Annotated in this window: 21 protein-coding genes; all 21 read left to right on the top strand. The window is 43.9% G+C overall.

Going from position 1 to position 25,989, the window contains the following annotated elements; all coding sequences use genetic code 11:
• The first annotated feature begins 2 nt into the window (after positions 1-2).
• The 21 genes from rfbC to Q3O59_RS08025 all read left to right on the top strand — a co-directional run bounded on the left by rfbC (position 3) and on the right by Q3O59_RS08025 (position 25,960).
• Positions 3-548 (top strand): dTDP-4-dehydrorhamnose 3,5-epimerase, encoded by a 546-nt coding sequence (gene rfbC, locus Q3O59_RS08125; RefSeq protein WP_305945081.1) that lies wholly within the window; start codon positions 3-5, stop codon positions 546-548.
• 168 nt (positions 549-716) lie between these two features.
• Positions 717-2,213, top strand: coding sequence for a coiled-coil domain-containing protein (locus tag Q3O59_RS08120; RefSeq protein ID WP_305945080.1), 1,497 nt, complete (start codon positions 717-719; stop codon positions 2,211-2,213).
• Between the two features lie 392 nt (positions 2,214-2,605).
• The gene (locus Q3O59_RS08115; protein ID WP_305945079.1) at positions 2,606-3,322 is read left to right on the top strand and encodes a hypothetical protein; all 717 of its coding nucleotides are present in this window, start codon (positions 2,606-2,608) and stop codon (positions 3,320-3,322) included.
• A 12-nt stretch (positions 3,323-3,334) separates the two neighbouring features.
• Positions 3,335-4,756, top strand: a complete 1,422-nt coding sequence (locus Q3O59_RS08110) for a hypothetical protein (RefSeq protein WP_305945078.1) — start codon at positions 3,335-3,337, stop codon at positions 4,754-4,756.
• Positions 4,757-4,791: 35 nt separating this feature from the next.
• Positions 4,792-6,096: a hypothetical protein gene (locus Q3O59_RS08105; protein WP_305945077.1), complete on the top strand. Its 1,305-nt coding sequence runs from the start codon at positions 4,792-4,794 to the stop codon at positions 6,094-6,096.
• Positions 6,093-7,001, top strand: coding sequence for an NAD-dependent epimerase/dehydratase family protein (locus Q3O59_RS08100; RefSeq protein ID WP_305945076.1), 909 nt, complete (start codon positions 6,093-6,095; stop codon positions 6,999-7,001). The genes Q3O59_RS08105 and Q3O59_RS08100 overlap by 4 nt, the downstream gene beginning before the upstream one ends.
• Before the next feature lie 27 nt (positions 7,002-7,028).
• Positions 7,029-7,766, top strand: a complete 738-nt coding sequence (locus Q3O59_RS08095) for an acylneuraminate cytidylyltransferase family protein (RefSeq protein WP_305945075.1) — start codon at positions 7,029-7,031, stop codon at positions 7,764-7,766.
• A gap of 12 nt (positions 7,767-7,778) precedes the next feature.
• A complete protein-coding gene (locus Q3O59_RS08090; protein ID WP_305945074.1) occupies positions 7,779-9,629 on the top strand; it encodes a hypothetical protein in 1,851 nt (616 codons plus the stop codon).
• 97 nt (positions 9,630-9,726) lie between these two features.
• Positions 9,727-11,817, top strand: a complete 2,091-nt coding sequence (locus Q3O59_RS08085) for a hypothetical protein (RefSeq protein ID WP_305945073.1) — start codon at positions 9,727-9,729, stop codon at positions 11,815-11,817.
• A gap of 4 nt (positions 11,818-11,821) precedes the next feature.
• Complete coding sequence (locus Q3O59_RS08080) at positions 11,822-12,925, top strand: phosphotransferase (protein ID WP_305945072.1); 1,104 nt, start codon at positions 11,822-11,824, stop codon at positions 12,923-12,925.
• A gap of 9 nt (positions 12,926-12,934) precedes the next feature.
• Positions 12,935-13,573 carry an HAD family hydrolase gene (locus Q3O59_RS08075; protein ID WP_305945071.1) on the top strand — a complete coding sequence of 213 codons (639 nt, stop codon included), beginning with the start codon at positions 12,935-12,937 and terminating at the stop codon, positions 13,571-13,573.
• 10 nt (positions 13,574-13,583) lie between these two features.
• A complete protein-coding gene (locus Q3O59_RS08070) occupies positions 13,584-14,573 on the top strand; it encodes a phosphoglycerate dehydrogenase (protein ID WP_305945070.1) in 990 nt (329 codons plus the stop codon).
• A 53-nt stretch (positions 14,574-14,626) separates the two neighbouring features.
• A complete protein-coding gene (locus Q3O59_RS08065; protein WP_305945069.1) occupies positions 14,627-16,030 on the top strand; it encodes a glycosyltransferase in 1,404 nt (467 codons plus the stop codon).
• A gap of 162 nt (positions 16,031-16,192) precedes the next feature.
• Positions 16,193-17,380 carry a nucleotide sugar dehydrogenase gene (locus Q3O59_RS08060; RefSeq protein WP_305945068.1) on the top strand — a complete coding sequence of 396 codons (1,188 nt, stop codon included), beginning with the start codon at positions 16,193-16,195 and terminating at the stop codon, positions 17,378-17,380.
• A gap of 248 nt (positions 17,381-17,628) precedes the next feature.
• Complete coding sequence (locus tag Q3O59_RS08055; protein ID WP_305945067.1) at positions 17,629-18,405, top strand: aspartate/glutamate racemase family protein; 777 nt, start codon at positions 17,629-17,631, stop codon at positions 18,403-18,405.
• A 149-nt stretch (positions 18,406-18,554) separates the two neighbouring features.
• Complete coding sequence (locus Q3O59_RS08050) at positions 18,555-20,594, top strand: glycosyltransferase family 2 protein (RefSeq protein ID WP_305945066.1); 2,040 nt, start codon at positions 18,555-18,557, stop codon at positions 20,592-20,594.
• A gap of 39 nt (positions 20,595-20,633) precedes the next feature.
• Complete coding sequence (locus Q3O59_RS08045; protein ID WP_305945065.1) at positions 20,634-22,079, top strand: ATP-grasp fold amidoligase family protein; 1,446 nt, start codon at positions 20,634-20,636, stop codon at positions 22,077-22,079.
• A 121-nt stretch (positions 22,080-22,200) separates the two neighbouring features.
• On the top strand, positions 22,201-22,995 hold the full coding sequence (locus tag Q3O59_RS08040; protein WP_369812371.1) for a polysaccharide lyase: 795 nt from the start codon (positions 22,201-22,203) through the stop codon (positions 22,993-22,995).
• Between the two features lie 125 nt (positions 22,996-23,120).
• Entirely contained in the window at positions 23,121-23,531 is a 411-nt protein-coding gene (locus Q3O59_RS08035; protein WP_305945063.1) for a four helix bundle protein, read from the top strand.
• A gap of 39 nt (positions 23,532-23,570) precedes the next feature.
• Positions 23,571-25,013, top strand: a complete 1,443-nt coding sequence (locus tag Q3O59_RS08030; protein WP_305945062.1) for an MBL fold metallo-hydrolase RNA specificity domain-containing protein — start codon at positions 23,571-23,573, stop codon at positions 25,011-25,013.
• 20 nt (positions 25,014-25,033) lie between these two features.
• A complete protein-coding gene (locus tag Q3O59_RS08025; RefSeq protein WP_305945061.1) occupies positions 25,034-25,960 on the top strand; it encodes a glycosyltransferase family 2 protein in 927 nt (308 codons plus the stop codon).
• Positions 25,961-25,989 lie beyond the last annotated feature (29 nt).

Here is a 25,989-nt window from a genome sequence, read left to right as displayed (position 1 = left end):
TGATGCAGATTGAAGCAACCGCCATTCCCGATGTGCTGCTGCTCACGCCCAAGGTGTTTAGCGATGAGCGCGGCTTTTTTATGGAAAGCTTTAACCAGCGTCAGTTTGAGCAGGCGGTGGGTAAAAAGGTAACTTTTGTACAGGACAACCACTCCAAATCGGTTAAAGGTGTGCTGCGGGGCCTGCACTATCAGATTCAGCAGCCGCAAGGCAAGCTGGTGCGGGTAGTGCAGGGCGAAGTATTGGATGTCGCAGTGGACCTGCGCCGCTCTTCGCCTACTTTTGGCCGTTGGGTCAGCGCCCCTTTGTCGGCCGAAAACAAAGCACAGCTGTGGGTGCCGGAAGGCTTTGCCCATGGCTTTATTGTGCTTAGCGATACGGCAGAGTTTTTGTACAAAACTACCGATTATTATGCACCCGAGCATGAGCGAGCTATTCGCTGGGACGACCCCGAGCTTGCCATCGACTGGCAGTATGCAGGTCAGCCGGAGTTATCGGTCAAAGATCAGCAGGCACTGTTGCTACAGGCGGCTGAGTGTTTCAGCTAACGGCCTCTGCCATGTAATTGCTAGGCAGGTGTTTGAAATGGTATGAGTAGCTTACTTCAGCCATGATAAGTGCTGTAGCCCGTACAATTAGTATGCTAGTATTTTTTGCCTAAATAAGAACGTTTTTAACAACCAGGCGCAACGCTGGTTGAATTATAGGATACTGCAATGAAGTTGGTTCTTTCCTGCATGGAAACGCCGTGGTGGAATACGCTGCAAACCCAGTGGCCAGACTTGACTAAATTTGAGGAAATACCACCGACGTTGTCGGCCAATGGCCTTATTCCAGCCACAGCCAATTTTGAACAGCTGGCAACTTTAGTGCAGCGGGATGATGTAAGCGCTTTGTTGGTGTTTTTTGTGCAGGCAGAGCACGCCATTGCTCAGGCCATCCAGCAAGGCGATTCGTTGCAGCAAGCTTGCGACAGCTGGCTGGCCCAGGCAACAGCACTGACTAACCTTCATCGCAAAAACCGCAAAAAAATTCGCTTAGTCAATTTACACCAGGCCTTGCAGTTCCCTTTGCAGTTGCAAGCTCAGTTGCATAGCATGCAGCTGGATATGCCAGCTTTTGACGCTACCTCGCCAGAAACAACCATGGAATTGCTGCTAAGCTGCCAGGCTGTTCGACAACATGAAGAGTTGCAGCGGCTAAATACGCTGTTGCAGGCAAGTGCCTTGCCTTTGGCTGAAAATGAGCAACCAGAGCTGAATATTGAAGCACTGCAACAGCAGCAAGCAGAACTCCAGGCCAACCTAAAGCAGCAACAAGAGGATGCAAAGCAGCTAAAAGCCGACTTGCAAAGTAGTCAGCAAGAAAATGAGTTGCTAGTGCAACAGCGGGCCGAGCTGCAGGCAAATTTAAAGCAGCAACAAGAGGATGCAAAGCAGCTAAAAGCCGACTTGCAAAGTAGCCAGCAAGAAAATGAGTTGCTATTGCAACAACTGATGGCCGTGCAAGAAGAGCTGGAAAAGTACTTTCTACAAGCTAAAGCCAGCAATAACGAGCTGGAAGCCAATCGCAAGCAACTTAGTCAGACCAAACAGCAGTTGGCTAACGAAAAGAAATCGGCAACTGCACTGCGTAAACAACAAAAAAAACTGGAACAAAGCATTCAGGAGCAAACCCGGCGTCATACTTTGGATGTGAAAACTTTGCAGCAAAAAGAGCGCGAGTTAAAAAAGCTGCAGCAAGAACACAAACAACTCAAAGCCGATTATGCCGGCGTCAATTACCAGCTGTATCAGGTTAGTCAAGAAATTTCGGCAGTGAAAAACTCCAGACTATGGAAGGGCTCTGCACCGCTGCGTAAGCTCAGCCAGTTGGTGCAGCGTGGTAGTGAAGCAAGAGAGCAATTGCAGCGTGATAGTGGCTTGCTCTTTACCTCCGAATATTTCGATGCCGACTGGTACCTGGCTACCTACCCGGATGTGGCCGAAGCGGGCATCAACCCAGCCGAGCACTATCTGCAATACGGTGCCAACGAAGGTCGCTTCCCAAGTTTGCAGTTCGATGGCAACTGGTATCTGCAGCGCTACCCCGATGTAGCTAAAGCTGGCTTGAACCCCTTGCTGCACTTTATCAAGCATGGCCAGGCTGAGGGGCGGCAGGTTTCGCCAAAGCTATTGATAAAACCAATCCCAAAGTCTAAGGCGCGCGAATGAAGCAAGTGCTGGATACCCTTATCTGGCTGGGAGCTGGTGCAGCAGAGCAACCGGCCGACCTCATTGCTCAGGCGCAACGAGTGGTTTTGTTGGATGCTCGACCAGAAGCTTGCAAAGCACTGCATGATCGCTTTGCCGGCGCTGAGCAAATCAGCGTGCAGCAGCAGTGCGTCAGCAGCGAAGGAGGCACTCAAAACTGGTACCAATACAATCTGGCGGAGTTTAGCGCTACTGCGCAGGCAACTGGTCTGCAAGCGCTTTTCCCGGGTTTAAAGTTACAAAAGCAGCAAGAAGTCGAGACCGTTGCGTTGATCCCGTGGCTTACTGAGCAACATCTAGCACAGGGCAAGCATGCGCTGTTACTGGATTGCCCGGCACAAAACCATGAGTTGTTGAAAGCGTTACTTCATCAAAGTGCCATTCAGTTTGAGCACCTTTTCATCACCAGCAGCGAACAAGCTTTGTATCAAGGCATGCTCACCCGGCAGCAACTGATGGCTGAGCTGGAGCAGTATGGCTACCAACTCCAAGCTACCGACAGCGCTGATCCTGATTTACCCGTGCTGCATTTTAGCCGTAACCCATTATGGCAGTTGCTTAAGGAAGTAAGTGAACAAAACTCAGCTTTGAGAAATTTATTGGAGCAGGTTCAGCGACAGCAGACTGAATCAACGCTGCAGTATGATGCTCTAAAGCATCAAGCGAAGCACCAAGAGCAAACGCTAAAAGCGGAGCTTGAGCAAGCAAAGCAGCAGCTAGCTGAATCTAGATTGAAGTCCGATGTTTTAAAGCAGCAAGCGGAGCAGCAAGAGCAAGCTTTAAAAGAGGAACTTGAGCAAGCAAAGCAGCAGCTGAATGAATCAGTTTTGCAGACAGAAGCTTTAAAACTTCAATTTACGGAAAAAAAAGAAGAGCATAAAGTTGCTCATGCCGAATTAACTGAAAAGGAAGCCTTAATCAAAGAGCTTCTAGAAAAAAACAAACGGATCGAGGCAGAAAACCTCAAAATACAACAGCGCCAGTCGTTGTTGGTTGAGGAGTTAAAAAGTGCCGAGCATCAATTTTTACAGCTTAAACAGCTTATTTTTAAACAAAGTAAATCTGAATAATCGAGTTATTGAATGAAAGAAATCAGCTTTAAAGAAGCCAATCGACTTTTAAAAAATAAAAGCTACCAGCAAGCTGCAGAGGCTTACTTAAAACTGTATGACTACCATACCAATGAAGTTTTAAAGGGGCAGGTTGTGTTTTGCCTTTATTTACTGGCTTCATTTTTTGAAAAAGAATCAGAGAACTTTAAGCTTAACTATTTTAAATCAGCGACTGCAGGTGAAAAATTAGGGGTGCCAACAGCCAGTGTCGAGTTGGATGTTATACCAGCTGAAACTAGCAGCAAACGATTACTTTCAGCTTTGCTCTGGGGTAGTGAGCTCGTTCTGCATAACTCCAAAGGCATACGCCCCAATCATACTTTTTACGAGCAAGAATTGGCGAGCCGGCAGCTCTTACTTAAATCTATCAAGCTTTTGAACAAACAGACCAAAAGACATGATCCATATCATGAGATTTTAACTTCTCTTCTTAAACACACAGATGATATCAAATTATCTGGTTACAGCTGGGTTCTGTACTGTCGTTCACCAGAGATTGAAGAACTTACAAATTGGCTCAATGCGCTGATAGAGTTGGATGATTCACTCAGTCAACAGCTTGAGTTGGTTTTGGTTGTCAGTGAGCCAAGGCCTGATATTGCCGCACTTATTAAAAAGTTAGGTATTGAGCGCATACAATTACATACGTGCCAAGATGCATCCATGGCAGAAGCTTGGGATCATGGGGCTCTGTACGCTAGGCATGAATACCTGATATTTAGTACGTTGGATGTCCATTTCAAGATATCGCCATTGAAGCTGCTCCAACAGAACTTAAATAGCTCTAACAATACTTTGGTGTATGGTGATCAAGATCCTGCATTAGCTTCCCCGCTCTTTGTTGCGACGGCAGAGCAAAACTGGCTAAACCTTGGGGGCTTTAAGCAAGCTCGGCTACATGAAGTGCTTGAGTTGGTATTAGTAAATCAAGCAACTCAAAAATTGAAGCTGACAGTGTTATCTGAGGACCAAGTCACGATAAAACGATCTTTTAAGCACCCCAAGAGTGATGAGTTATCCTATGTAGGCATTAAGCAACGGGCTGAACAGGCATTTGACTTAACTTTAGAATCAAATACCGAGCAAGTCTCTATAGCCGATTGGCATTTTTACCTCGGTATTGCCAGGGAAATGCAACTAAAGTGGGAAACTGCGGCACAAGCCTACCAAGATGCGATTAAACAAGGACGGCAAGATGCTGAGGCTTACTTTCGTTTATTTAGAGTCTTGCACGAGCAAGGTGATATGCAAGCCGCCGCTGCAGCTCGTTTAAAAGCTACACAGATAGTGGCACAAACATTTAATGGCATCCATGCAAGTAAAGAAGCATTCAATCAGGACCAGTTCCTGCTAGCGGATTATGCGCTCGATCTTGAAAAAAAAAAGGCTTAACCTCAGTGCCATTAGACCGCCTGCATGAGCAACAAATGAACTACCATGCATACTCCAATTGGTACATGGGGCAAACCTGGGGGCTTACGAACTGGTATCAAAAAGAAGGCCATAAAACTTTGCCTTTGTTTGGTATTCAAAAGCATGTTGCAACGGATCTAAGGTTAACCAAGCAAAGCTTGGTAAGTTCGTTGGTGCTAGGTGGTGAGTACCTTACTCAGCTTCAGCAGCAGCTACTTACTACCTTACTTACTCAGCAAGGTGCGTTGTTATTTACGGACTACTTCACTCAGCTTAAATCAAACAGCATTGTTAACCTAGTATCGAAGGAAGTGTCGCTTTCAAAGCAAATTACTGAAACCTTTCAGGTCTGTCACAAAACAGAGCTTTGGTTGATGTTGGCCGATCTTTGTTACTGGCATGGCGCTTTTATCCTTGGTTATAGCATAAGGCAGCGAGCAAAGCAGTGTGTAGATGCGATTGAGATCAATCAGAAAACAACCTTATCAGATTGTTTGAATGTTTTACTTTGGTCTTATGAAAATGGCAGTCAACTAAAACAATCAGCTGCGATGGCTTGTTTAAGGAGCAACCATGGTGAGCAAACAGTACTTATTCAGCAGCATGAATCATTTCAGGCACTGCTCGTAGGGGACTTAGCTACCTTCAGAGCTAATTGGCCAGTCATTAAAAGAACGACACAACATGACGCTTTTAAGCAACAAAGGATTCGCATTAAAGGGCCGGCGACACGTGCTGATGCAGAACAAGTCTGTAACGATGTAGATTGGACCTTGTCTTTTAATGTTCAACCCGGCACACATAATCAGTATGCTAACGGTAAACTAGCATCGCTGTACAACGCGCATGATTGGCGTAGGCTTGCGGCTTTGGGGTTAAAAAATAAAGTGATTAACGAATTGGATTTGTGCATGCTCAGACGCGATGTGCCTGAACTTGCACAATTCGATACCATGCATTTATGCCAACCAACCAATGGTCTGCTAATGCAAAAATCATTAAACGCCGCACCGGCAGCTTTGTTTGAATGTATCTTATTAGGGGCGGATGTAATACAGTTTGAAGGGATTGACTTTTTTACCACTGCTCAAATGCATCGTACAGACTATCGTGAGCAACCGGGCCAGCTTTCCCCATTTTTAAACAAGATTAGACCGGTCATTATTAATCATGATGTTTTCTCGCAGCGTTATATGTGCCAAAAACTTCAGCAGTTTGGGGTGTTAGCTTTAGATAAAGCTGGTAGTACCGCGCTGGCGCTATCGGATTATGATTACGCAAAAAAATTATCAGAAAACTGTCAAGGTGTTAAAGGATGAAAGTATTAGTCACAGGAGCGGCGGGCTTTATAGGTAGTCATGTAGCCGATGCGCTTACTAATGCAGGGCATGAGGTTACGTTATTTGATATGAGACCGTCACCTTATCGCACCGATAATCAGCACGAAGTCGTTGGCGATTTGATGAATATGGACTTTATGCAGCAAGTAGTTGCTGGGCACGATGTTGTTTTTCACCTGGCAGGCATCGCCGATATAGACGAGTGCAAAGTAAAGCCGGTAGACACAGCGCGAGTGAATGTGCTGGGTACCGTGCAGTTGCTGGAAGTATGTAAGCAGCAGGCAATAAAACGCTTTGTGTTTGCCAGCTCAGCTTATGTGTACAGCGATTCAGGTTTCTTTTACCGCTCCAGTAAGCAAGCCTGTGAGTCATTTATCGAAAATTATGCTGAACTTTATGGGTTAAAGTATACTTGTTTGCGTTATGGCAGTTTATATGGCCCAAGGGCTGATATGCGCAATGGTATTTATCGGTTGGTTCGTCAGGCAATAGAAACAGGGCGAATTGAATACACAGGTACAGGCAAAGAGCAGCGTGAGTTTATCCATGTACTGGATGCAGCAGAAAGCAGTGTCAAAGTGCTGGAACCTGAGTTTGAAAACACCCACATTACCCTGACTGGTAAAGAACGAATGAGTTTCGAAGACTTATTGGCTATGCTCAACGAAATGTTGGGTAACAACATTGAAATTTGCATAAAGCCGGGGACTCGTAAAGCACACTACAAAATTACTCCTTACAACTTTAGTCCTAAGATGGGACGCAAACTGGTGAATAACCCTCATGTGGATATGGGGCAGGGCCTATTGCAGTGTCTAGGCGAACTGTATGAAGCCATTCATCAGGAAAAAGAAAACGAACTTGGTGTTATTGTTGATAAATAACACTCACTTATTGAATAAGGTACTTGTATGAAAAACATCGTCATTCTCACCGCCAAAGGCGGCCAACTGTCTATCCCTAATAAAAACCTGATCCCAGTATTGGGTGTGCCTATCATGTTGTACCCACTTCGCTGCGCCAAAATGGCGATGAATGTGGATAAAATCTATGTCACTACAGAAGATGCCCGCATTAAAGACTTATCGTTAAAAGAGGGTGTTTCTGTTATTGATCGACCAGCAGAACTGGCGACCCCAACTTCGCAGCATAAAGATGTGATTAAGCATGCTGTCGATGAAGTCTTAAAAGAACATCCAGAAGCACAGAACTTTATTATTCTGCTTGGTAATACTGTTCACATGACACCGGAGCTTATTGATAAAAGCTTTGCGATGTTGGATGAACCGGATTGTGACTCAGTAGCTACAGTGTGGAAAGCCCAAGACGACCACCCTTATCGTGCTATGGTAAAAACTGAAGATGGTTACATGGAGTCTTTTACCGGAAAGGTCGTTAGTTCTAATCGACAATCTTACCCAGATGTATTTTTCTTCGATCAAGGGATCTGGGCATTTCAAAAAGAGTGTGTTGAGAAAATGGAAGGCCCCAGCCCCTGGTTTTGGCTTGGGAAGAAATGCAGAATGTTAGAGCGTATGTGGGTAACAGGACGTGATATTCATTCTTGGATAGATATTCAGGCAAGTACGTGGTATCTCAATGATTTACAAGGGAACGATACAGTCGTTTCAGTAAGCGAAGAAGGTTAGAAGTTGAGTATTATGAACAAAAGTGATCTTGCTGTGCATTATCTCAAGAAAAAAAATTGGGCTGCAAGCGAGTATGTTTTATCAGAGATGCTGCTTGGATATGACAGCAATCTCAGCCCTTTAGAATATATTAAAAACCAGAAGTCTTTGGGCTGTCATACTGAAAGATATATTGTTATAAGGCCATGTGTTTATAATAAATACGATATTTCATGTGATCTTATAGATGAAGCAGAGTATAAAAAAATTCGTACTGAATCTTTGCTTGAGAGTATTGAAAAGAATAGAAGTATTTTATCTCGTATAGAAAACTACTTAGACTTTGAAAGCAAGAAAATATTTTGGTGGAGTCAGTCTATACAGGTAACTGATAGCAGAAATGACGCATTGCATATGATGTTCATTGTTATTTTGCTACAGAAAATTATATCTAGAGTCGGTAAAGTTAAAAAAATAGTTGCCTACTGTAGACTAAGTAATCATGAGGCTACGCTTCTAAAATCCATTTCTCATAGATTCAATTTGAAATTTGTACATGTTAGTGATTCTAGTTTTAAGAAAGCGTCTGCTTTAATTGCACCAAAGAAAACTTTGCCTGGAAAAAATAAATTTTCGCATCCAAAAATCTCGAAAGCTGATTATGTTTTAAATTTGATTTCCAAAGAAATTAAAAGTAACTTTGACAAATTGAACATTCCCAATGTTAAGGAGCTTTATCTTATAGAATGTGCTTCAAGGGATGAAGGCAAGCCAGATTCTATAAAATATATTCGTTGGCGGATGCGAGGCAGAGATAAATCACTAAATGACAATGAAAATTTTGTTTCATTTTATTTTGCTCGCTTGTTTAAAGATCCTAAGTTGGCAGCAAATGCTACAGCAGCGAACCTTCTAAATAATGAATTTTGTATTAACTTTTTGCTTACTGAAGATCAGCTGGCTAATCTTAATAATGAAAAGAAAAGGTACAAAAGATCGTTTAATGAAAATATTTCAAGGTTGAGCAACGAATATTCCTTGGAGGAGCCAGAGTTTAAATATTATATTTCTAAGCTAAGCGCCGAAGTTAATGAAGATTTTATCTGTGATCTAATAACTTCTGAGTATGGTTATATTAATCTAATAAGTAAATTTCCGGATGCTGAAATAGTCCACTCTTCGTCACCTTCGAAAGTTGCTAAATTATTTACATATTTAGCTAAAAGCCAAGGCAATTCCGTTAGGTATATATGTGATAGAATATCTGGCATGCTTAGGCCATCAAACACACCGATAGGCATAAGATCTTTTTCACCTGAATACCTTCAAAATCCTGATTACATTGATGTATTTGATAGTGTATCTTATAACACATTTATTAATCATGGATTTCCTGAAAAAAGAATAAGCTATAATGAAAATGTCTTTAATTTTGACTCTAAGCTGGTTTTCGATAGTTGTGAAAGGCTAGGGGGGGTTAAAGTCTTGCTTTTCACGCAAGACTATAAAGACAACATGTTTGAGTTGCTTGATACAATTATAAAGGCTATTGAAAACACAAACTGTACTTTATATATTAAAGATCACCCGAACTTTAAAATAGATATAAATATAATTAACAGTATTTGCGACCAGTATACTCTAAATATGGGCCAAGTTACTCTACTTGACGATGGCGATTTTAATCCTAATGACTATGATGTTTTTATTTCCGGATATTCTAGCGCCTCATTGTCTCCGTTATCTATGGGTAAGAAAGTGATATGGCTTCCTGATGTTGTTGAGAATTCAGTTTTCTGTAAGGAAATTGTAGAAGCATGTGGTCAAGCTGCTCGTGATCACAATGAGCTATCAAAGTTTATTACAGGTAAATTATCGCAATGAGTACTTCAATAAGTATTGCTTTCAACTCACTCTTGAACGATGTGGAGTTGAGATTTAAAGAGAATGTGCAGCTAATTCTTATTAGTACTCTTAAATAATGGCTATAATTTCTGACAATCAGCACTTACAAGCAGCATTAGAGTGCATAGAAAATCGAGATTGGGCATCTGCAGTCAATGAGTTTGAAAAGATTCATGCAGATAACCTTGCTTTTGAAAACGACCTTTATTTTGCTCTCTATTCTAAAGCACTTCGCAATATCCGTAGATATGCTGCGGCTGATAATGTTGCCAAAAATGGCTTAACCATTTTTGGCAATAGCAGGTCAATTTTAAATGAGTTTTCATGGAGTGCTGAAAAACAAAAAAATTGGACACTAGCTGTAGAACGTCTCTTAAATTTATTAGCTGCATCAAATGGAAAAGCAAAACCGCAAGTTTATCAGCGATTACTAAAAGCTATGCGCGCTTCCAAACAATTAAATGATGCCAAGGCTATTTGTCTGGAAGTGCTTTCCAAATATCCCGAAAGTTCAATTGTTCGAATAGAGGTTGCTTATACTCAACGGGCACTAGGGGATTTAGATACCGCCATTACTCATCTTATTTATGTAGTAGAAAACTTACCTGACGATACCAGCCCTACTTTGTATAAAAATTTGATTAGTTGGCTGCGTAGCGTTGAGGACTTTGAACGGTCTGATTTGTATGCTGAAAAAGCGCTTGCTGTGTTTGGTGAGCTTGCCTTGTACCATGAGTACTTGCTTAATGCGGAAAAGCAAAAGCGATGGACTGAATTTTTAAATAGGCTAGATAACTTACCTATGACTGTTTATAAGCAAGATAAAGCGCAATTTGACCGGCGTAGGCTTGCTGCTTACCGTAAAATGAAGATGGAGTATTCAGGGGATGAACTGTGCTTTGTTACGGAGACGGTACTTGCCATACTAAGTAAACTTCGTGATGTTAAAGTCCCACATTGCTTGATGCGTAACTTTTTGTTCAAGCAGGGTGGTGCTATAGGCTCAGATATTGATCTTGCTGTCGATCATTCGGATGAAAAAGTCATTGATGAAATTATGATTGGTCTTGGTTTTTCCAAACGTAAAACAGCAACTGACTGGTACTACTTCATTTATTCAGAGAAGCTGAATATTTGGCTCTTTATTGACTTGCACGATGGTTCTGCTTTTATGACTCCAGATGCTTTCAAAGTTATGGCGAGCAGTGCTTTTTATAACAACGACGGTTTACCTCTGCCAGCATCGGGGCATTATTGGGGGCTTTTGGTCTTACGCGAGCTTTTTAAACCCGGAAGCTTAAAGCCTCGCCATCTTGAACAGCTTGATTACTTATCACAACAATGTAAAGCTGAGGATTTTTCACTGCACGCGGAAAGTCTCTTTTCTGCCATCCCTCTATCTGGGAAACAACACGCACAATTAAATGATTGTATTCGATATTATTTAAGCTACCCGGACGGTTTTTGGGATACATTAACAGCAAGTCGCTGGGGCAAGCTACCTATTAAAGCAAACGAAGCGTCTAAAAATAAACCTTTGGCTGTGGTTTGTTTAGTAGGGATTGACGGCGCAGGTAAAACAACAGCAATAGAAAACTTAAAAGCTATCATGCCTGCTAAACTCCCTTTGGTTGTGATGCCTATGAAGGCAAAGAGCGCATTAACCTGGTTTGGAAAAAATCGGCTAATAAAATTTAAGTTATTTGGTAGGCAAATCCAACAGCGGTATTTGGGCGCTGTATTTGACTTTGTAGATAAGTACATTCGTTATAAAAAGGCTTGCAAAAAGGCCGCCGCAAAACAGGGTGTTGTGCTATTCGAGCGATGGACAGCTGATACAACTATAGCCGAGCATTTTAAGGAGCCTAATCAACAAAAGACAATGTATATTCGATTTCTGTACCTGCTTGAAAGGCTTATGCCGAAACCTGATACCTTTATTTACCTTGACTTATCGGTAGAGGAAGCCTTAAAACGTAAAAGTGAAGATTCACCAGAAGTCATTCGCTTTCGAGATAAGCATTACAAAGATTTTTACGGGCGACAACCAGATTCGCGTTTTATAGATGCTTGCTTAACCCAGCAAAATTTAGCATATTGCCTTGAAAGAGAAATTTATAAAACGATACAGGCTAACATTCATCGGCACTTAGCTGATGTAAGATAACGAGATGTCCGATTCGATTAATGGCATTACTTCATTACGAAAACAGGTAGCGGCGATGCATGCGTCCTTAGGCCGTTGTTTTTGCCTCTCAGGCGAGTATGAGCATGCCTTAGAGCACTTTGCGCTAAGTGGTAACGAAGAGTTAGGTTCTAATGTTGATGCATTGGAGCTTAGAAAACTGGTCACACAACAGCTGAAAGGCATGAAGAATATTATTTCTATCAATCAGGTATTTGCTTCATCAAGTGTGTCACAGGAAAAGCCGTTTCTTGAATCTAATGTTTTGAGAGATTTTCTGGCATTCACTGATACAAATGAGGAGAAAGTTGCAATTTCATATCGCAGTGTAACTTGTTTAAATGGTGCCTTTTTTTATAAGGGCTATTCTCTAAACCTAAATTACTATCAAAATGAACTACGTTTTTATGAGAATAAAGTTTCGCTTGCACTGAAAAAGCATTTGCCAGAATTTTTAGGTTTTTCCAACAGTAATAGCTGCAAAGTTCTAATTTTTAAACGTTTAGATGGATGTGGACCAAATATTTATGAATGGCCTGCACTTTTACAAGACATAATAAAGCTCCTTGCTAAGGAACTGTACAGCATTACTCATAAAAAGCTAAAGTCGGATGATTTTTTCGACGGTTATCAACACCAGGTATTTTCTAGTTCTGCTGAATTCGAAGCTTTAGACTTTACTAAGCCGTTGCTTAATGAAAAAAATATCCATTTGGCTCAGGTTCATGGTGACTTAAAAATACCCAATGTGCTCCTAACAGATGACAACTGGTTTTTAGTTGACTGGGAAGCAACAACAGTTGCTCCAATTTATGTCGATCTGTTAAAAGCTTTTCTAGACTTCACACGCCGTGAAAAAGACAAACAAGTATTGCTTGAGTTACCTGCCTTGCTGAGGTTAATGCTTTGGGATTTAAACACTGCTTTAGGTATTGACTCCTCAGATCAAGAGCAAGTGCGTTGCGATCTTTATGCTGCAGTATGGCATCTGGTTGCTCAAGAAGTACTCTGGAGTAATAAAAACTGCCTGAATAAAAACTACCGTTTGTTACTTCCACTTATAAAGGCCGCATTTGCGGAAATTCGATAGGCATATTTGATGTTCCAAACTATTTTTTTTGATTTTGATGGTGTGATTCTCGATTCTGTTGATGTAAAAACCAAGGCCTTTGCTGAGTTGTTCGCTGAGTATGGGCCCGATATACAGCAGGGGGTTGTAGATTATCACCTCAAAAACGGTGGTATTTCTAGATATGAAAAATTTTCATATTTTTATAAAGAGCTTCTCAAGCAACCTTTGTCCGAGAAGCAGTCAATTGCTTTAGGTGACGCCTTTAATCAACTAGCTTTGCAAGGCGTGCTAAATTCACCTTTCATCCCTGGCGCAGAAGAGACACTGCAAGCTCTATATGCAAAGCATATCCCGATGTTTGTGGTATCTGGCACGCCTCACGATGAAGTAAACGCTATTGTTGATAAGCGCGGTTTACGCAAATACTTTAAAGAAGTTCATGGTTCGCCCAAGACGAAAGCGGCTATTATTGATGACCTGGCATGTCGCTACCAGTTTAATGCCAGCCAGTGTTTGTTTGTAGGTGATGCCATGACAGATTACGATGCGGCTAAAGCACATAAACTTCCTTTTTTAGGGGTGGTTAAGGCCGATGAGAGATCGCCTTTTCCTCCAAATACAAATATTTGTCATCGTTTGAGTTATCAAAAAATTATTGAGATATAAGGATATTAAAATGGAAAAAAAGAAAGCCCTTATCACCACTGTACCCTTTGGTGACAAAAACCGGTTTCCCTTAGAGTTGTTAGAGGATAATGACATTGAATACGTCATTAACCCTTTGGGGCGTAAAGTTACTGAAGACGAGCTGGCTGAAATGGTTGATGACTTTGATGTCATTATCGCCGGGACTGAAATTATTTCAGACAAAGTTATGAGCCGTGCTAAAAAATTAAAACTCATTTCTCGGGTCGGTATTGGGTTAGATGGCGTTGATTTGTTGGCTGCTGAACGTCGTGGTATCAAAGTAAGCTATACCCCGGACGCTCCTGCCCCTGCAGTTGCAGAGTTAACTATTGGCCTGATGTTATCTTTACTTCGAGGAACACATATAGCCAATGCTAAAATGCATCGTGGCGAATGGCAGCGTATTTTTGGGCGCCGTATACCTGAAATTACCATCGGAATTATTGGTGCTGGCAGGATAGGTGGCCGTGTGATCCGTCGGCTTTCTGCTTTTGGTACACCACGTATTTTAGTCAACGATACCCACCCAGATAAAGATATTGCTTCGCACATGAAGCTGGAGTGGGCCAGTAAAGAAGACATTTACAAGCAAGCCGACTTGATTTCGGTTCATTTGCCTTTAACTGCGCACACCAAAAACATGATAAAAAAAGAGCAGTTGCTGAGCATGAAACCAGATGCGCTGATCATTAATACTGCGCGGGGTGGTATTATCAATGAACAAGATCTTGCCGATGTTATGAGATCCGGCCATCTTGCTGGTGCTGCCATTGATGTGTTTGAGCAAGAGCCATATCATGGGCCATTAGCGGAAATCGAGCGTTGCTTACTCACCTGCCATATGGGTTCAATGTCTATCGACTGTCGAACGCGAATGGAAATTGAAGCAACTGAAGAAGCTGTTCGCTTTCTGACAGGTCGGTCGCTTGAAGCTTTGGTGCCTGAAACTGAATACAATGTTCAAAAGCAAGGTCTATGACTTATAGGGTAAAGCATACAAACTCCCTTGTTTCATCAAATAGGTTTTTTAATTTGAAGCAGCCTCAACAAGCAATCAGTGCTTGTTTTGAGGCTTTGCATCAGTTTAAAGAGCTGGCGCCATGCTGGGAGTTTAATCTTGAACTGTATCGCAATGCTTACCGTAAGCAACGGCGGTCTGAAGGCTTAAAGATCGCTGTTTCTGGTTCAAATATATCTCTCAATGCTGCTGGAAGGGCGCTGACACTTTTCGACCTCTATCGCTATAGTGGGTATGATACGGAGCTGATTGGAGTGACGACAAAGAAGGATGCCAAAGCGATTTGGCCTCCTTTACGTCAATCTGGTGTTGCCCTTCGTAGCCTTGCTATTGACTCGCCGGCAAGCTTTCTTGAAAAAGCGTTGCAATTTGTCCTGGCCAACCCTTATGACATGGTTCATTTATCCAAGCCCAGAATGTCCAATGTAGTTTTAGGCTGTTTGTATAAGCTGGTCTGGGGCAGCTATGTCATTATGGATGTGGATGATGAGGAGTTATCTTTTGTCGGGGCTGAGCATCCGATTATAGCGGATGAGTTTCACTCCATGCCTGCTAAGACATTAAACCAGCAAGGGCTTCTCGCTGAGCACTGGACACGAATTGCTGTAGGTTTAATTCACCTTTTTGATGAGACAACTGTCTCAAATCCTGCCCTCAAAGGGCGTTATCCCGGGATTGTGATTCCACACGTTCGTGATGAAACCATCTTTTCTCCCTCTTTGGAATTAAGAGCACAAAGTCGAAAGCGTTTTGACATTCCTGAGAATGCCACCGTCGTGCTTTTCTTTGGAACCCCACGGGTACACAAGGGATTGATTGAGACAGCTGAAGCCATTGCATCACTGAAGCGTGAGGATGTCATTTATGCCATTGTTGGTGACTTTACGGATTTGGCCTTCAAGCAAAACCTTAAGTCCATTGCTGGGGTCAATTATCGATTTATAGCCGATCAGCCTTACCAGGATGCAGCGAAAGTGGTTGCAATGGGCGATATTTGTGTACTGTTGCAGGACACAGACGCCTTGGTTGCGCAATACCAGCTGCCAGCTAAGCTGATTGACGCCCTTGCCATGGGATTGCAGGTATTTGTGCAACAAACACCAGCTTTGGCGCATATCGTAGAGAGTGGTGTGGTTACTCAGGTAACAAAAGACTCTTTAACTGAGCGGTTGTCAGAGTATTTGGCATCCAACTCCAAAGGCGGCATTCACTGGCCTGCAAATGCTTATTTTAAAAATCAGCTTAGTATGGCTGCAGCAAAAAAAGAGATTGAGCGGTTGGTGCATAGAGCTACCAATAGCAAGGGTTGGGGTTGGCGCTATCACAGTAAACTGCAAGCGTTGTTGACGCCTTGCCAACTAGCACAGTTTATCAAGGCTTGTGAAATAGAGAGTTCAAAGTTCAGCTGCAATTTCTAAACATTGGCAGTGCAACTAAAAGATTGATAGATAGTGCAGTGCCATCCTCTTACCAACCTTCATTTTTGCTATTAAGAATTCATCACAAAGCTGTTATCATTGCCCGCGAACTGCCCGGGTGCGTTCTGCGTACTAGCCTGGAAACGGATGCAACTCTGACTGATGGACTCTTCTATGCAAGCTTTTAAAATCGCGGTAGCCGGAACCGGCTATGTTGGCTTATCCAATGCCATGCTGCTGGCGCAACACAATAACGTGGTGGCAGTGGATATTGTGCCGAGTAAGGTGGAATTGCTAAACACTAAGCAGTCGCCGATTGAAGATACCGAAATCAGCGATTTTCTGGCCAACAAAGCGCTGAATTTTACCGCCACGCTGGATAAGCTGCAGGCATACAGCAATGCCGATTTTGTCATTATTGCCACCCCAACCGATTACGATCCGCAAACCAACTACTTTAATACCCAAAGTGTGGAAGCGGTCATCAAAGATGTAATGGCGATCAACCCCAATGCAGTGATGGTGATTAAATCGACCGTGCCGGTAGGCTTTACCGCTGATGCCAAGCAACGCTTTGGCTGCGACAACTTGATTTTTTCGCCCGAGTTTTTACGTGAAGGCAAGGCGCTGTACGATAATTTGTACCCCAGCCGCATCATTGTCGGTGAGCAGAGCGAGCGCGCCGAGCAGTTTGCAGCCTTGCTGCAACAAGGCGCCATTAAGCAGGATGTGCCGGTGCTCTTTACAGACAGCACCGAGGCCGAAGCCATTAAACTGTTCTCCAATACCTATTTGGCAATGCGGGTGGCGTATTTTAACGAGCTGGACTCCTATGCCGAAAGCCATGGCCTGGATACCCGCCAGATCATTGAAGGAGTAGGGCTGGACCCACGGATTGGCAGTCATTACAACAACCCAAGCTTTGGTTACGGCGGCTACTGCCTGCCGAAAGACACCAAGCAGCTGCTGGCCAACTACAAAGATGTGCCGAACAACATGATCAAAGCGATTGTGGAAGCCAACCGCACACGCAAAGACTACATTGCCGATGCCATTGTTAGCCGCAATCCCAATGTGGTGGGGGTGTACCGGCTGGTGATGAAGTCGGGCTCGGATAATTTCCGCGCTTCGGCCATTCAGGGCATTATGAAGCGGATTAAAGCCAAGGGCATCGAAGTGGTGGTGTACGAGCCTGAGCTGAACCAAGACGATTTTTACAAATCGCGGGTGATCCGCGATCTGGCCGAGTTTAAACGTATCTCGGATGTGATCGTGGCCAACCGGCGGTCTGAAGCGCTGGCCGATGTGGCTGACAAGGTCTATACCCGGGATTTGTTTGGTAGTGATTGACCCTGGAAAGCTGCTCATGCTTTTTCTTATTCGAATGTTCATTTCATTAAAATAAAAAATTCATGAAGTGAAGGGAGCTTCCCGAGGTTAAGTTTGCCAGATGACTTTTTACAATGAAGTTAGGCCTGCTATGGAATGTTTTGGCCTGTTTATTTTTTCAGGCCCAATGTGTGACTTTTAGTTGTGTAATGAAACTAGATAGTTAGGGTTTATCGATTTATGGAATTGTTTTTATTTAGATGGAATGTATGAATAAGAAGCTAATCATCATAATGGGTGGTATGGGCCCTGTCGCCAGCGCCCAGTTGAACCTAAGCATACTTAAAGAGCATGCAGGTGCGAATGATCAAGATTACCCAAGCATAATCCATGTTTCTATACCAGAGTGGATACCCGATAGAACAAGTTATGTTCTTGGTTTTGTAGAGAAGAACCCAGGAATTATTTGTGCTGATATAGTAAATAAAACTCTCTTAGGTTTAGCGGAATCTTTCGGGCAGATACTAGTTGTTATACCTTGTTTTACTTTTCATTCGAGCGTGATTTTATCTTCATTTTACGAGGCCATAAACACTTATAATGGCAAGGTTGTCATTGTTAATATGGTGGATACCACTATTGATTACATGAAGAGTAGCTTAAATAGTAATGATAAGTTGGTAATATGGTCCACTAAAGGCTCTCATGCTGCAAAAGTATGGTCCTCAAGCCTTGAGCAATTGAGGAATATAGAGGTTGTCAGTGATGACCATGTCGTTCTTGGCTCTCATAATATTGTCTATAATGATAAGTATGGGTTGAAGGCGCATCCTTTTGGAAATGCTGAGACAAGCAAAGAAATTAATCAACTTTTCCAGCAATCAGTGCTGGCTGGTGCGACCAAGGTGCTACTTGGATGTACTGAGTACTCAACCTTTTTTAGTCAAGGTAATGTTCCTAATGATTTCAAGGAGAAGCTGGTTGATCCTTTTGAAATTCTAATACATTGCTTATCTAAATCTGGCCTTATTCTTAAAAGAGAATAGTTTAATCTCATGGATTAAACATGATGCAGCTCCAATTTTTCTTAGCTACATCCTTAAGATGCTGCTTGGGCTAGCCCCACTTAATTGGAGCTGTTACAATTTCACTTTCCCTTATGGGCCACCTATCAAAACTAAAAGTGTCTATGCTTATGTTCCGTAAGAGTGTAAAAAAAGTTGCAAGGATGTTTTCGTCTAGGGGTGGGCGAAACAATATAACTTTCAAAAATTTACTTGTTACAAAAGGCTGCTTTGATACAACTTGGTATTTAAAAAAGTACCCTGATATTGCAGCGGATTCCTACTGGTCGGCCAATGCCTTGGAGCACTACCTAAAACATGGTGGATTTGAAGGAAGAAAGCCTGTGCCATGGTTTGACTCTGCTTGGTATTTGCAAAGGTATCAGGACGTTCAAGATTCTGGCATGAATCCGTTTATCCATTTTTTATTGCATGGTAGTCAGGAAGGACGACAATCGTCAGCGACTAAGCTGAACCGAAACAACACGGAATACATACGTTCAAGAATCGTGCGTCACCTTTGGGGTGGTTACTCTGAGCCTGCTTTGAATCGTTTGAAAGCAATCTACAACGATGAAAAAAAGGAGCCTGAGTTACGATTTTTTGCAGCATGGCATGCAGCACGTTGGTACTATTTTGTCGGTAGTTTTGACACTGGTCTTGAGCTTGCTTCATTAATTAAATCACTTGGTGAGCCTTATGCATCGAAGAAAATAACCATGATGATCGATGTATTTTGCAATTTAAATCTTGGACGTTCGGAGATTGCCAAAAAAACCTTAGATTCATTTTTACAGATTTCGCCGAAAGACAGTGATGCACTATTTGCCCTCGCAAACACTTGTCGCCTGATTGACGAAAAGCTCGAGTATGTGAATCAAGTGTATGAAAATCATCAGATGTCACGGGTAGCGCTTAGAGATAAATCAAAACCACTGTCTTTTGATAATCTTGTGTCTGAAGCTAAACCAGTCGAGTCTCCATTTAAAGTATCTGTGATTATACCTGTATACAACGCTGGGCATCGCATTGAAGTGGCTATTAGGTCATTATTAAATCAAAGCTGGGAAAATATCGAAGTGATTGTCGTTGATGATCTTAGCCCAGACGATACCTTTGAGCGTGCGCTAGCAATGAGTCAGCTTGATTCAAGGGTTATTGCTATTCAGCAGCCTGTAAATGGTGGTGCATACAGAGCAAGGAATGCTGGCCTTAAAATTGCGACGGGTGACTTTATAACTACGCACGACGGTGATGATTGGTCTCACCCACAGAAAATCGAAAAGCAATTGGAATTCTTAAATCACAACCCTAAAGTTAAAGGGGTATGCACATACTGGATTAGAGCTCTTGATGATTTAACATTTACTCAGAATTGGCGTTTGAACCCGGAGTTAATTCACTGGAGTCACTCTTCGTTTCTGTTTCGTCGTGAAGTTTTGGATGATTTGGGGCCTTGGGATCCTGTTATGGTGGGTGGCGATACAGAGTTTATTTGGCGTGTGCAGGCTCGTTATGGTAACTGGGCGGTAAAAAATATTCACAATACAGTTCCTATGGCTTTTGCCCTTGATGATGAAGGATCTCTCACAAGAACAAAATCAACCCACGTGAAAACGATTCACTATGGTTTACGTCATATCTACCGTGAATGTGCACAGTGGTGGCATCAGCAGCAGCGGAAAACCAAAGGGCTAATTAGGTTAGAGCAAGAGCAACGAACTTTTCCTGCGCCATACCCTATGCTTAGCCGGCAAAAGAAAGTACTACATTTGGATATTCTTTTTGTCTCTGATTTTTCCTTACGCCAAATGAGCGCAGAAGTTAATAACCAAGCAAGAGAAGCACTTGATGCAGGATTAAGAGTTGGCTTGTTTCATTGGCCTAAGTTTGCAGCTGAAGTTACTGCTTTAAAGCATGAGTACTTCGAATTACTGGCACATCTGGGTGCGGAGCCGGTTGTCTATGGACAGAAGGTTGAGTGTGCAAAAGTTGTTGCAGCTTCTCCAAAGCTTTTACAGCATTTGCTTGATCTTTATCCCGAAGTAAGCGGAGTTCGTGAAGGCGTCCTGTTAAGCTGTAATCATAAAACCATCGAACCCAAAATACAGAGCAGAGCAACTGATAATTTTACGAAAGTGTTTGGTGTGCTTCCTTTGTGTAAAGTATAATAATCATATAAGTACTTAAGATGTTATGGGGTGGTTTGCATGACAGAGCATGCACTATTGTTTGTGATTACTGGGCAGGTACAAAACGTTGGCTTTCGCAAATTTGTAGTAAAAACTGCAATTGGGCTCGATATTGCTGGTTGGGTACAAAATTGTGAAGATGGCTCAGTTAGAGTTTTAGCTGCAGGTCCACGTTGGGCGCAACATGCAATATATCAAGCATTGCTGTCTGGTCCAGCACCGGCATCAGTAGCGAATGTTGTTCTCTATCCGATACAACGCAAAGTTAAAGGTTTTAAGCTTCATTATCAAAAAAAGCCGGCTTCTTTTGCTCATTTCTTTCCAAATCAAACTTTACCAGAACCCATAGCTCCCAATAGCTACTTTGTGGACAGTCACCTTGAAAAACAGGCTGGTACAGATAAGGATATCATTTATAAGTCTGATTTGTCTGAGTTTAAAGCACTGGCACAGCAACAGAAGCAAGAAAGAGAAAAGTCGCATCAACTGGTACAAGATAACATGCAGCAGATGCTTCGGTCTTATCCGAAGCGCTCAGCTGAAATTCTTACTACCTATGGTGCCTTCACGGATGGCTACCACATTAATCATCGACTCGTTAAGCATGCATCGCGTCATGGCAGCTTAGCTTCGATTCCATCTTTTCGTCTACTGATGGGGCTTCGTACTCGAAAGCAATTACTTGCGGATAAGGGTGCTTGCCCAGAATGGCGTCTAAATGATAAATCGAAATCATACCATTTTATTGACTCCCTAGGTCTGCAGCGACCCAAATCATTTCCGGGTTCATATAAGCTTGCCCAGTTGCCTGAAGAGTATAATATCGCAATTAAGCCAACGGCTGGTGCTGCTTCAAAAGGTGTTTTTTTAGTTTACCGGCCAGACTATATTGTTGAGGTTAAAACCGCTCAAGTTTTTGCTAGCTATTCTGCTATGAAAAAGCGAATGCAAATGTTACTAAAGTCTGGTGATGTGAAAGGAGATGCTTGGTTGCTGGAGGAGCTGGTTTTGTTGGACGACAACCAGCAACAACCAGCCCGTGATTTGAAGTTCTTGTGCTTCTATGGCGAGATTGCGCTAATACGCGAAATGTCACGTTTTCCAGTCGTCAGTGATCTTTGGGTGGATAGTTCTGGTAAGCAATTAGATACTGGAAAAGATACCGGTGTACCTCTAGCAGATCCAACTCCAATCAAAAGGGAGTTTTTAGAACTCGTACAGAAACTCAGCCTTGAAATACCTGCGCCATTTATGCGAATAGATTTTCTATTATCTAAAAATCAACTCGTTTTTGGTGAATTTACGCCACGACCTGGTTCCTTCGCATTGTTTAATGAGGAAACTGACAGAATGTTAGGTGATTACTTTTTGAAAGCAGAAGCGAGGTTACAGAGGGATCTTTTACTGGGTAAACGCTTTGAAAAATATAGTCATTATATAAATAAGAGTTTTGATGGTATTTAAAGCCTGATCCATAAAACATTAGACTTATGGCTAGCGATAGGGCACTTCGTTGTTTATCGTACAAGCATGTACTATCAATTTATCACTTAGGTTGATATTGCAGGAGAAGTCTTTGAAACATATGAGCATGGTGATCCTGAGCCTGAGCTTTGCTGGTTGGTACCTACTGGTTTGGCTTCCCACCAGCAGCGCCGGTGAGCAGCTTTTGTTGGAAGAGCGTTTTGATAGCTTGCTGCCCGGCGAATTTGGCCGGGCGGTATTGGCGCATCGCCATACCGAGTTGGCGGATGGCAAAGGAACTGAGGACTCAAAGGCAGTTCGGGTCAATTACCTGGGGTTTGAACGCGGTAGCCGCCGTGTGGTGGTGACATCGCCGCTGACCGCTGCAGAGGAAGCAACCTTGTCTTTTGCCGTGAAGTTTTGCCCTGAGTTTGATTTTGCCCGCGGTGGAAAACTGCATGGTTTAGGCTCTGCCAGGCCGGTAGCCGGTGGTAACCCAGTCACGGATGATCGGTGGAGTGCAAGGCTAATGTGGCGTCGCGAAGGCGGCTTAATGACCTATGTCTACCACCAGGACATGCGTGGCCGCTATGGTGATACCAAAAGCGCCGGTTCTTTTCGTTTTACACCCGGTCAGTACCACCGCATCGACATGACGGTTCGGCTGAATACCCTGCCGGATCTGGCCGATGGGGAAATCACGGTTCAGGTCGATGGCAAGCCGGTCATTCGACACCAAGCCTTGCGTTTTCGCTCAACCGCTGCGAGCGAGGGATTGATTCGCTCCATCATGTTTAACACCTTTCATGGTGGTAGTAGCCCGGAATGGGCCCCTCGTACTGCGGAGGGAGACTTTAAGCAGGATTGTGCTTACTTTGATGACTTTGTGGTTCGGCAAACTGTTGCATTGCCTTGAGGTGGGGGGGGAATGTTGGATTGTGAGTGTTAAGTTTTGAGTTTTGAGTTTTGAGTTTTGAGTGTTTAGTGTTTAGTTTTTGGTGGTGAATTATTAGTTGCTGGTGTTTCATTTGTGATCTATAAATGGTGCTTTGTATTGAGTTGATGGGGCTTTGGATGCCGGTTGAGTCAAGCAGTGTGCTGGGTAAGTCTTTTGATTTTGCTGTTCGGGTTGTTAAGCTTTATCAGTTTTTGACCAAAGAACACAAAGAATATGTCCTCTCTAAGCAGCTGCTTCGCTGCGGTACTTCCATCGGTGCGAATATCAACGAGGCGCAGGCCGGTCAATCGAGAGCGGATTTTATCGCTAAAATGAGTATCGCCAGCAAAGAATCCAGAGAAACCAAATACTGGTTGGAACTCTTGTGTGTAACCGGCTACCTCGATAACAAACAACCACACGTAGCAAGCTTGTTAGAGCAAACTGATGAGCTCGTTAAGCTATTGACCAAAATAGTAAAAACCAGCCAAGCCAACTCAAAAACTAAAAACTAAAAACTAAAAACTCATCACTCAAAACCAAAAGGAGACAGGATGTCGACTCGAACCAGCTTCCTCCACCACGGAGCAGTAGACGGCGTAACAGGCTCATGCCACCAGTACCTGCTGCGGGATGATTACAGTGTGCTGGTCGATTGCGGCTTGTTTCAGGGCGATGAAGCAGGGCCGGGCGGTTCGGCCGGCGAGCCGTCGATTGATTTTCCGCTAGATGGGATCCGCGCTTTGCTGGTGACCCATGTGCATATTGATCATGTTGGGCGTATTCCGTATTTACTGGCGGCAGGGTTTCGTGGCCCTATTTATTGCACCAAAGCCTCGGCGCTGTTGCTGCCGCTGGTGCTGGAAGATGCGCTGAAGGTAGGCGTAACCCGCGACCCGGCCCTGATAGAAACCTTTTTGTCGTTGTTGCAGCAGCAACTCGTGGCGGTGGAGTACAAACAGTGGCTGGATTTACCCGCTGCCGATGGGATGCAGGTGCAAGCTCGTTTTCAGGTGGCTGGGCATATTCTGGGCTCGGCTTATGTGGAAGTTCGTCATCGCACTTTGCCAGCCAGGCGCTGGTTTACTACGGTATTTTCTGGTGATTTGGGCGCGCCTTACACCCCTTTGCTGCCGGCACCGAAAGCGCCGGCCGGGGCCGATGTGGTGGTGATTGAAAGTACCTATGGCGACAAAACGCATGAAAATCGCAAAGAACGCACCAAACGCTTAAAACAAGCGCTGCTGCATTCGTTGCAGGACAACGGCACGGTGATTTTCCCGGCCTTTAGTATTGGCCGCACCCAGGAGCTGTTGTACGAGCTGGAAAGCCTGATTCACCGGTTAAAAGGCCAGGCCATTCATCAGCACTTGCGCTGGGATGAGCTGAAGGTGATTGTGGACTCGCCGCTGGCCGCTCGCTTTACCTCGGCGTATCGCCAACTGAAAGAGTGCTGGGATGACGAAGCCAAAGCCAAACTGGCGGCAGGGCGGCATCCGCTCAGTTTTGAGCAATTAATTACCGTGGACTCGGTGGCCGAGCATCACCAGTTGGTGCAGCGCCTTAGCCAAACCAAAATGCCAGCCATTGTGATTGCGGCCAGTGGCATGTGCCAGGGCGGCCGGGTGGTGAATTATTTAAAACAGATGCTGCCAGACCCGGTGCATCAGGTGATCTTTGTTGGTTATCAGGCCCGCGGTACTCTGGGTGCTCAGCTGCAGCGTTTTGGCAATCGGCCAGGGGCTTTTGTGAACATTGATGGCGAGCGTATTGCGGTTCGGGCTGAAATCCTCAGTCTTGGCGGGTATTCGGCCCATGCCGATCAGCAAGGATTATTGAATTTTGTCGGCCGGATGCGCCGTAAACCCAAGCATGTGCGCATAGTGCATGGCGATCTGGCTGCAAAACAGGCATTGCAGCAACAATTTTACACTTTGGGCGTGCCAGCTTCGATTGCGGATGCTAAGCTCTGGACGCTTTTGGAGCATCACTCTTAAAACCAACACAGGATTTGGATGTGCGTTTAGCGGTTCTATGCATAGTTAAAAATGAAGCAAGCTCGTTATTGGAATGGATCGCCTGGCACCGGGTGCAGGGAGTGACGGACTTTTACATTGTCGATAATTACAGCACCGATCAGACCTGGCCGTTGCTGCAGCAGCTGGCTGTCCAAACGGACTGGCTGCACTGTTACCGGATCCCCACTGTGGGCAGCAGGCCTCCTCAGATGCATGCCTATCGCCGTTTGTTGCCTTTATTGCAGAAAAAAGCCGATGTGGTTGCCATGATCGATGCCGATGAGTATCTGATGCCGATGGGCGAGCACTCCATGGCCGACTTGTGCCAGCAATGGTTTGCCGATGCAGAGGTTGGGGCTGTGGCGCTGAACTGGGCGTGCTTTGGCTCTGCCGGCCAGATTTTTGCTGAGGAAGGTTTTGTGTTTGAGCGTTTTTGTCAGCGATTTGCCCCAGAGCGACTGCACAACCTGCATTACAAAACACTTTTCAGGCCAGGCTCTGTTGATCGTTTAGTCAGTCCGCATCAGGTAAAGCTTAAGCAAGGTCGAATAATCAATAGTGCTGGAGAGCCTTTGCGTGACCATGCCAAGCATACCAAAGGGTTATCGGCTGCACTGGATTGGCGTCATGCCAGAGTGAATCATTATGTGGTGAAATCGTTGGAAGAGTTTTTGGTGCGAAAAAGTACGGTCGGCAGTGCAGCCAGTACCACCAAGAAAAAACACCGCACCTATTTTGACAAACACAACCACAATGACGAACTGGATCAAAGTGCGCTTTCTTACCGTGCTGCGGTGGATACGGACTATCGGCATTTGCAGACGCTGGTTCGTGATGTTAGCCCGAATACCCGCTCGTGGCGCTTGCGGCTGCAGGATAAATACTGGCATTTGAAAATGAAACTGGATGCATTGCTGGGAAACTGAGCATAGGCTCTGGCGAAGCTCTGCAAGCC

Source organism: Alkalimonas delamerensis (genome assembly GCF_030717955.1).
Classification (GTDB): Bacteria; Pseudomonadota; Gammaproteobacteria; order Enterobacterales; family Alteromonadaceae; genus Alkalimonas; species Alkalimonas delamerensis.
Note: the sequence above shows the minus strand (reverse complement) of the source record. Positions and strands in the feature narration are given on the sequence as shown.

Bases quoted from the DNA above. Each gene is read 5' to 3' on its own strand.
- rfbC (WP_305945081.1), top strand. From the start codon at position 3: ATGCAGATTGAAGCAACCGCCATTCCCGATGTGCTGCTGCTCACGCCC.
- Q3O59_RS08120 (WP_305945080.1), top strand. From the start codon at position 717: ATGAAGTTGGTTCTTTCCTGCATGGAAACGCCGTGGTGGAATACGCTG.
- Q3O59_RS08110 (WP_305945078.1), top strand. From the start codon at position 3,335: ATGAAAGAAATCAGCTTTAAAGAAGCCAATCGACTTTTAAAAAATAAA.
- Q3O59_RS08105 (WP_305945077.1), top strand. From the start codon at position 4,792: ATGAACTACCATGCATACTCCAATTGGTACATGGGGCAAACCTGGGGG.
- Q3O59_RS08100 (WP_305945076.1), top strand. From the start codon at position 6,093: ATGAAAGTATTAGTCACAGGAGCGGCGGGCTTTATAGGTAGTCATGTA.
- Q3O59_RS08095 (WP_305945075.1), top strand. From the start codon at position 7,029: ATGAAAAACATCGTCATTCTCACCGCCAAAGGCGGCCAACTGTCTATC.
- Q3O59_RS08090 (WP_305945074.1), top strand. From the start codon at position 7,779: ATGAACAAAAGTGATCTTGCTGTGCATTATCTCAAGAAAAAAAATTGG.
- Q3O59_RS08085 (WP_305945073.1), top strand. From the start codon at position 9,727: ATGGCTATAATTTCTGACAATCAGCACTTACAAGCAGCATTAGAGTGC.
- Q3O59_RS08080 (WP_305945072.1), top strand. From the start codon at position 11,822: ATGTCCGATTCGATTAATGGCATTACTTCATTACGAAAACAGGTAGCG.
- Q3O59_RS08075 (WP_305945071.1), top strand. From the start codon at position 12,935: ATGTTCCAAACTATTTTTTTTGATTTTGATGGTGTGATTCTCGATTCT.
- Q3O59_RS08070 (WP_305945070.1), top strand. From the start codon at position 13,584: ATGGAAAAAAAGAAAGCCCTTATCACCACTGTACCCTTTGGTGACAAA.
- Q3O59_RS08060 (WP_305945068.1), top strand. From the start codon at position 16,193: ATGGACTCTTCTATGCAAGCTTTTAAAATCGCGGTAGCCGGAACCGGC.
- Q3O59_RS08055 (WP_305945067.1), top strand. From the start codon at position 17,629: ATGAATAAGAAGCTAATCATCATAATGGGTGGTATGGGCCCTGTCGCC.
- Q3O59_RS08050 (WP_305945066.1), top strand. From the start codon at position 18,555: ATGTTCCGTAAGAGTGTAAAAAAAGTTGCAAGGATGTTTTCGTCTAGG.
- Q3O59_RS08045 (WP_305945065.1), top strand. From the start codon at position 20,634: ATGACAGAGCATGCACTATTGTTTGTGATTACTGGGCAGGTACAAAAC.
- Q3O59_RS08040 (WP_369812371.1), top strand. From the start codon at position 22,201: ATGAGCATGGTGATCCTGAGCCTGAGCTTTGCTGGTTGGTACCTACTG.
- Q3O59_RS08035 (WP_305945063.1), top strand. From the start codon at position 23,121: ATGGTGCTTTGTATTGAGTTGATGGGGCTTTGGATGCCGGTTGAGTCA.
- Q3O59_RS08030 (WP_305945062.1), top strand. From the start codon at position 23,571: ATGTCGACTCGAACCAGCTTCCTCCACCACGGAGCAGTAGACGGCGTA.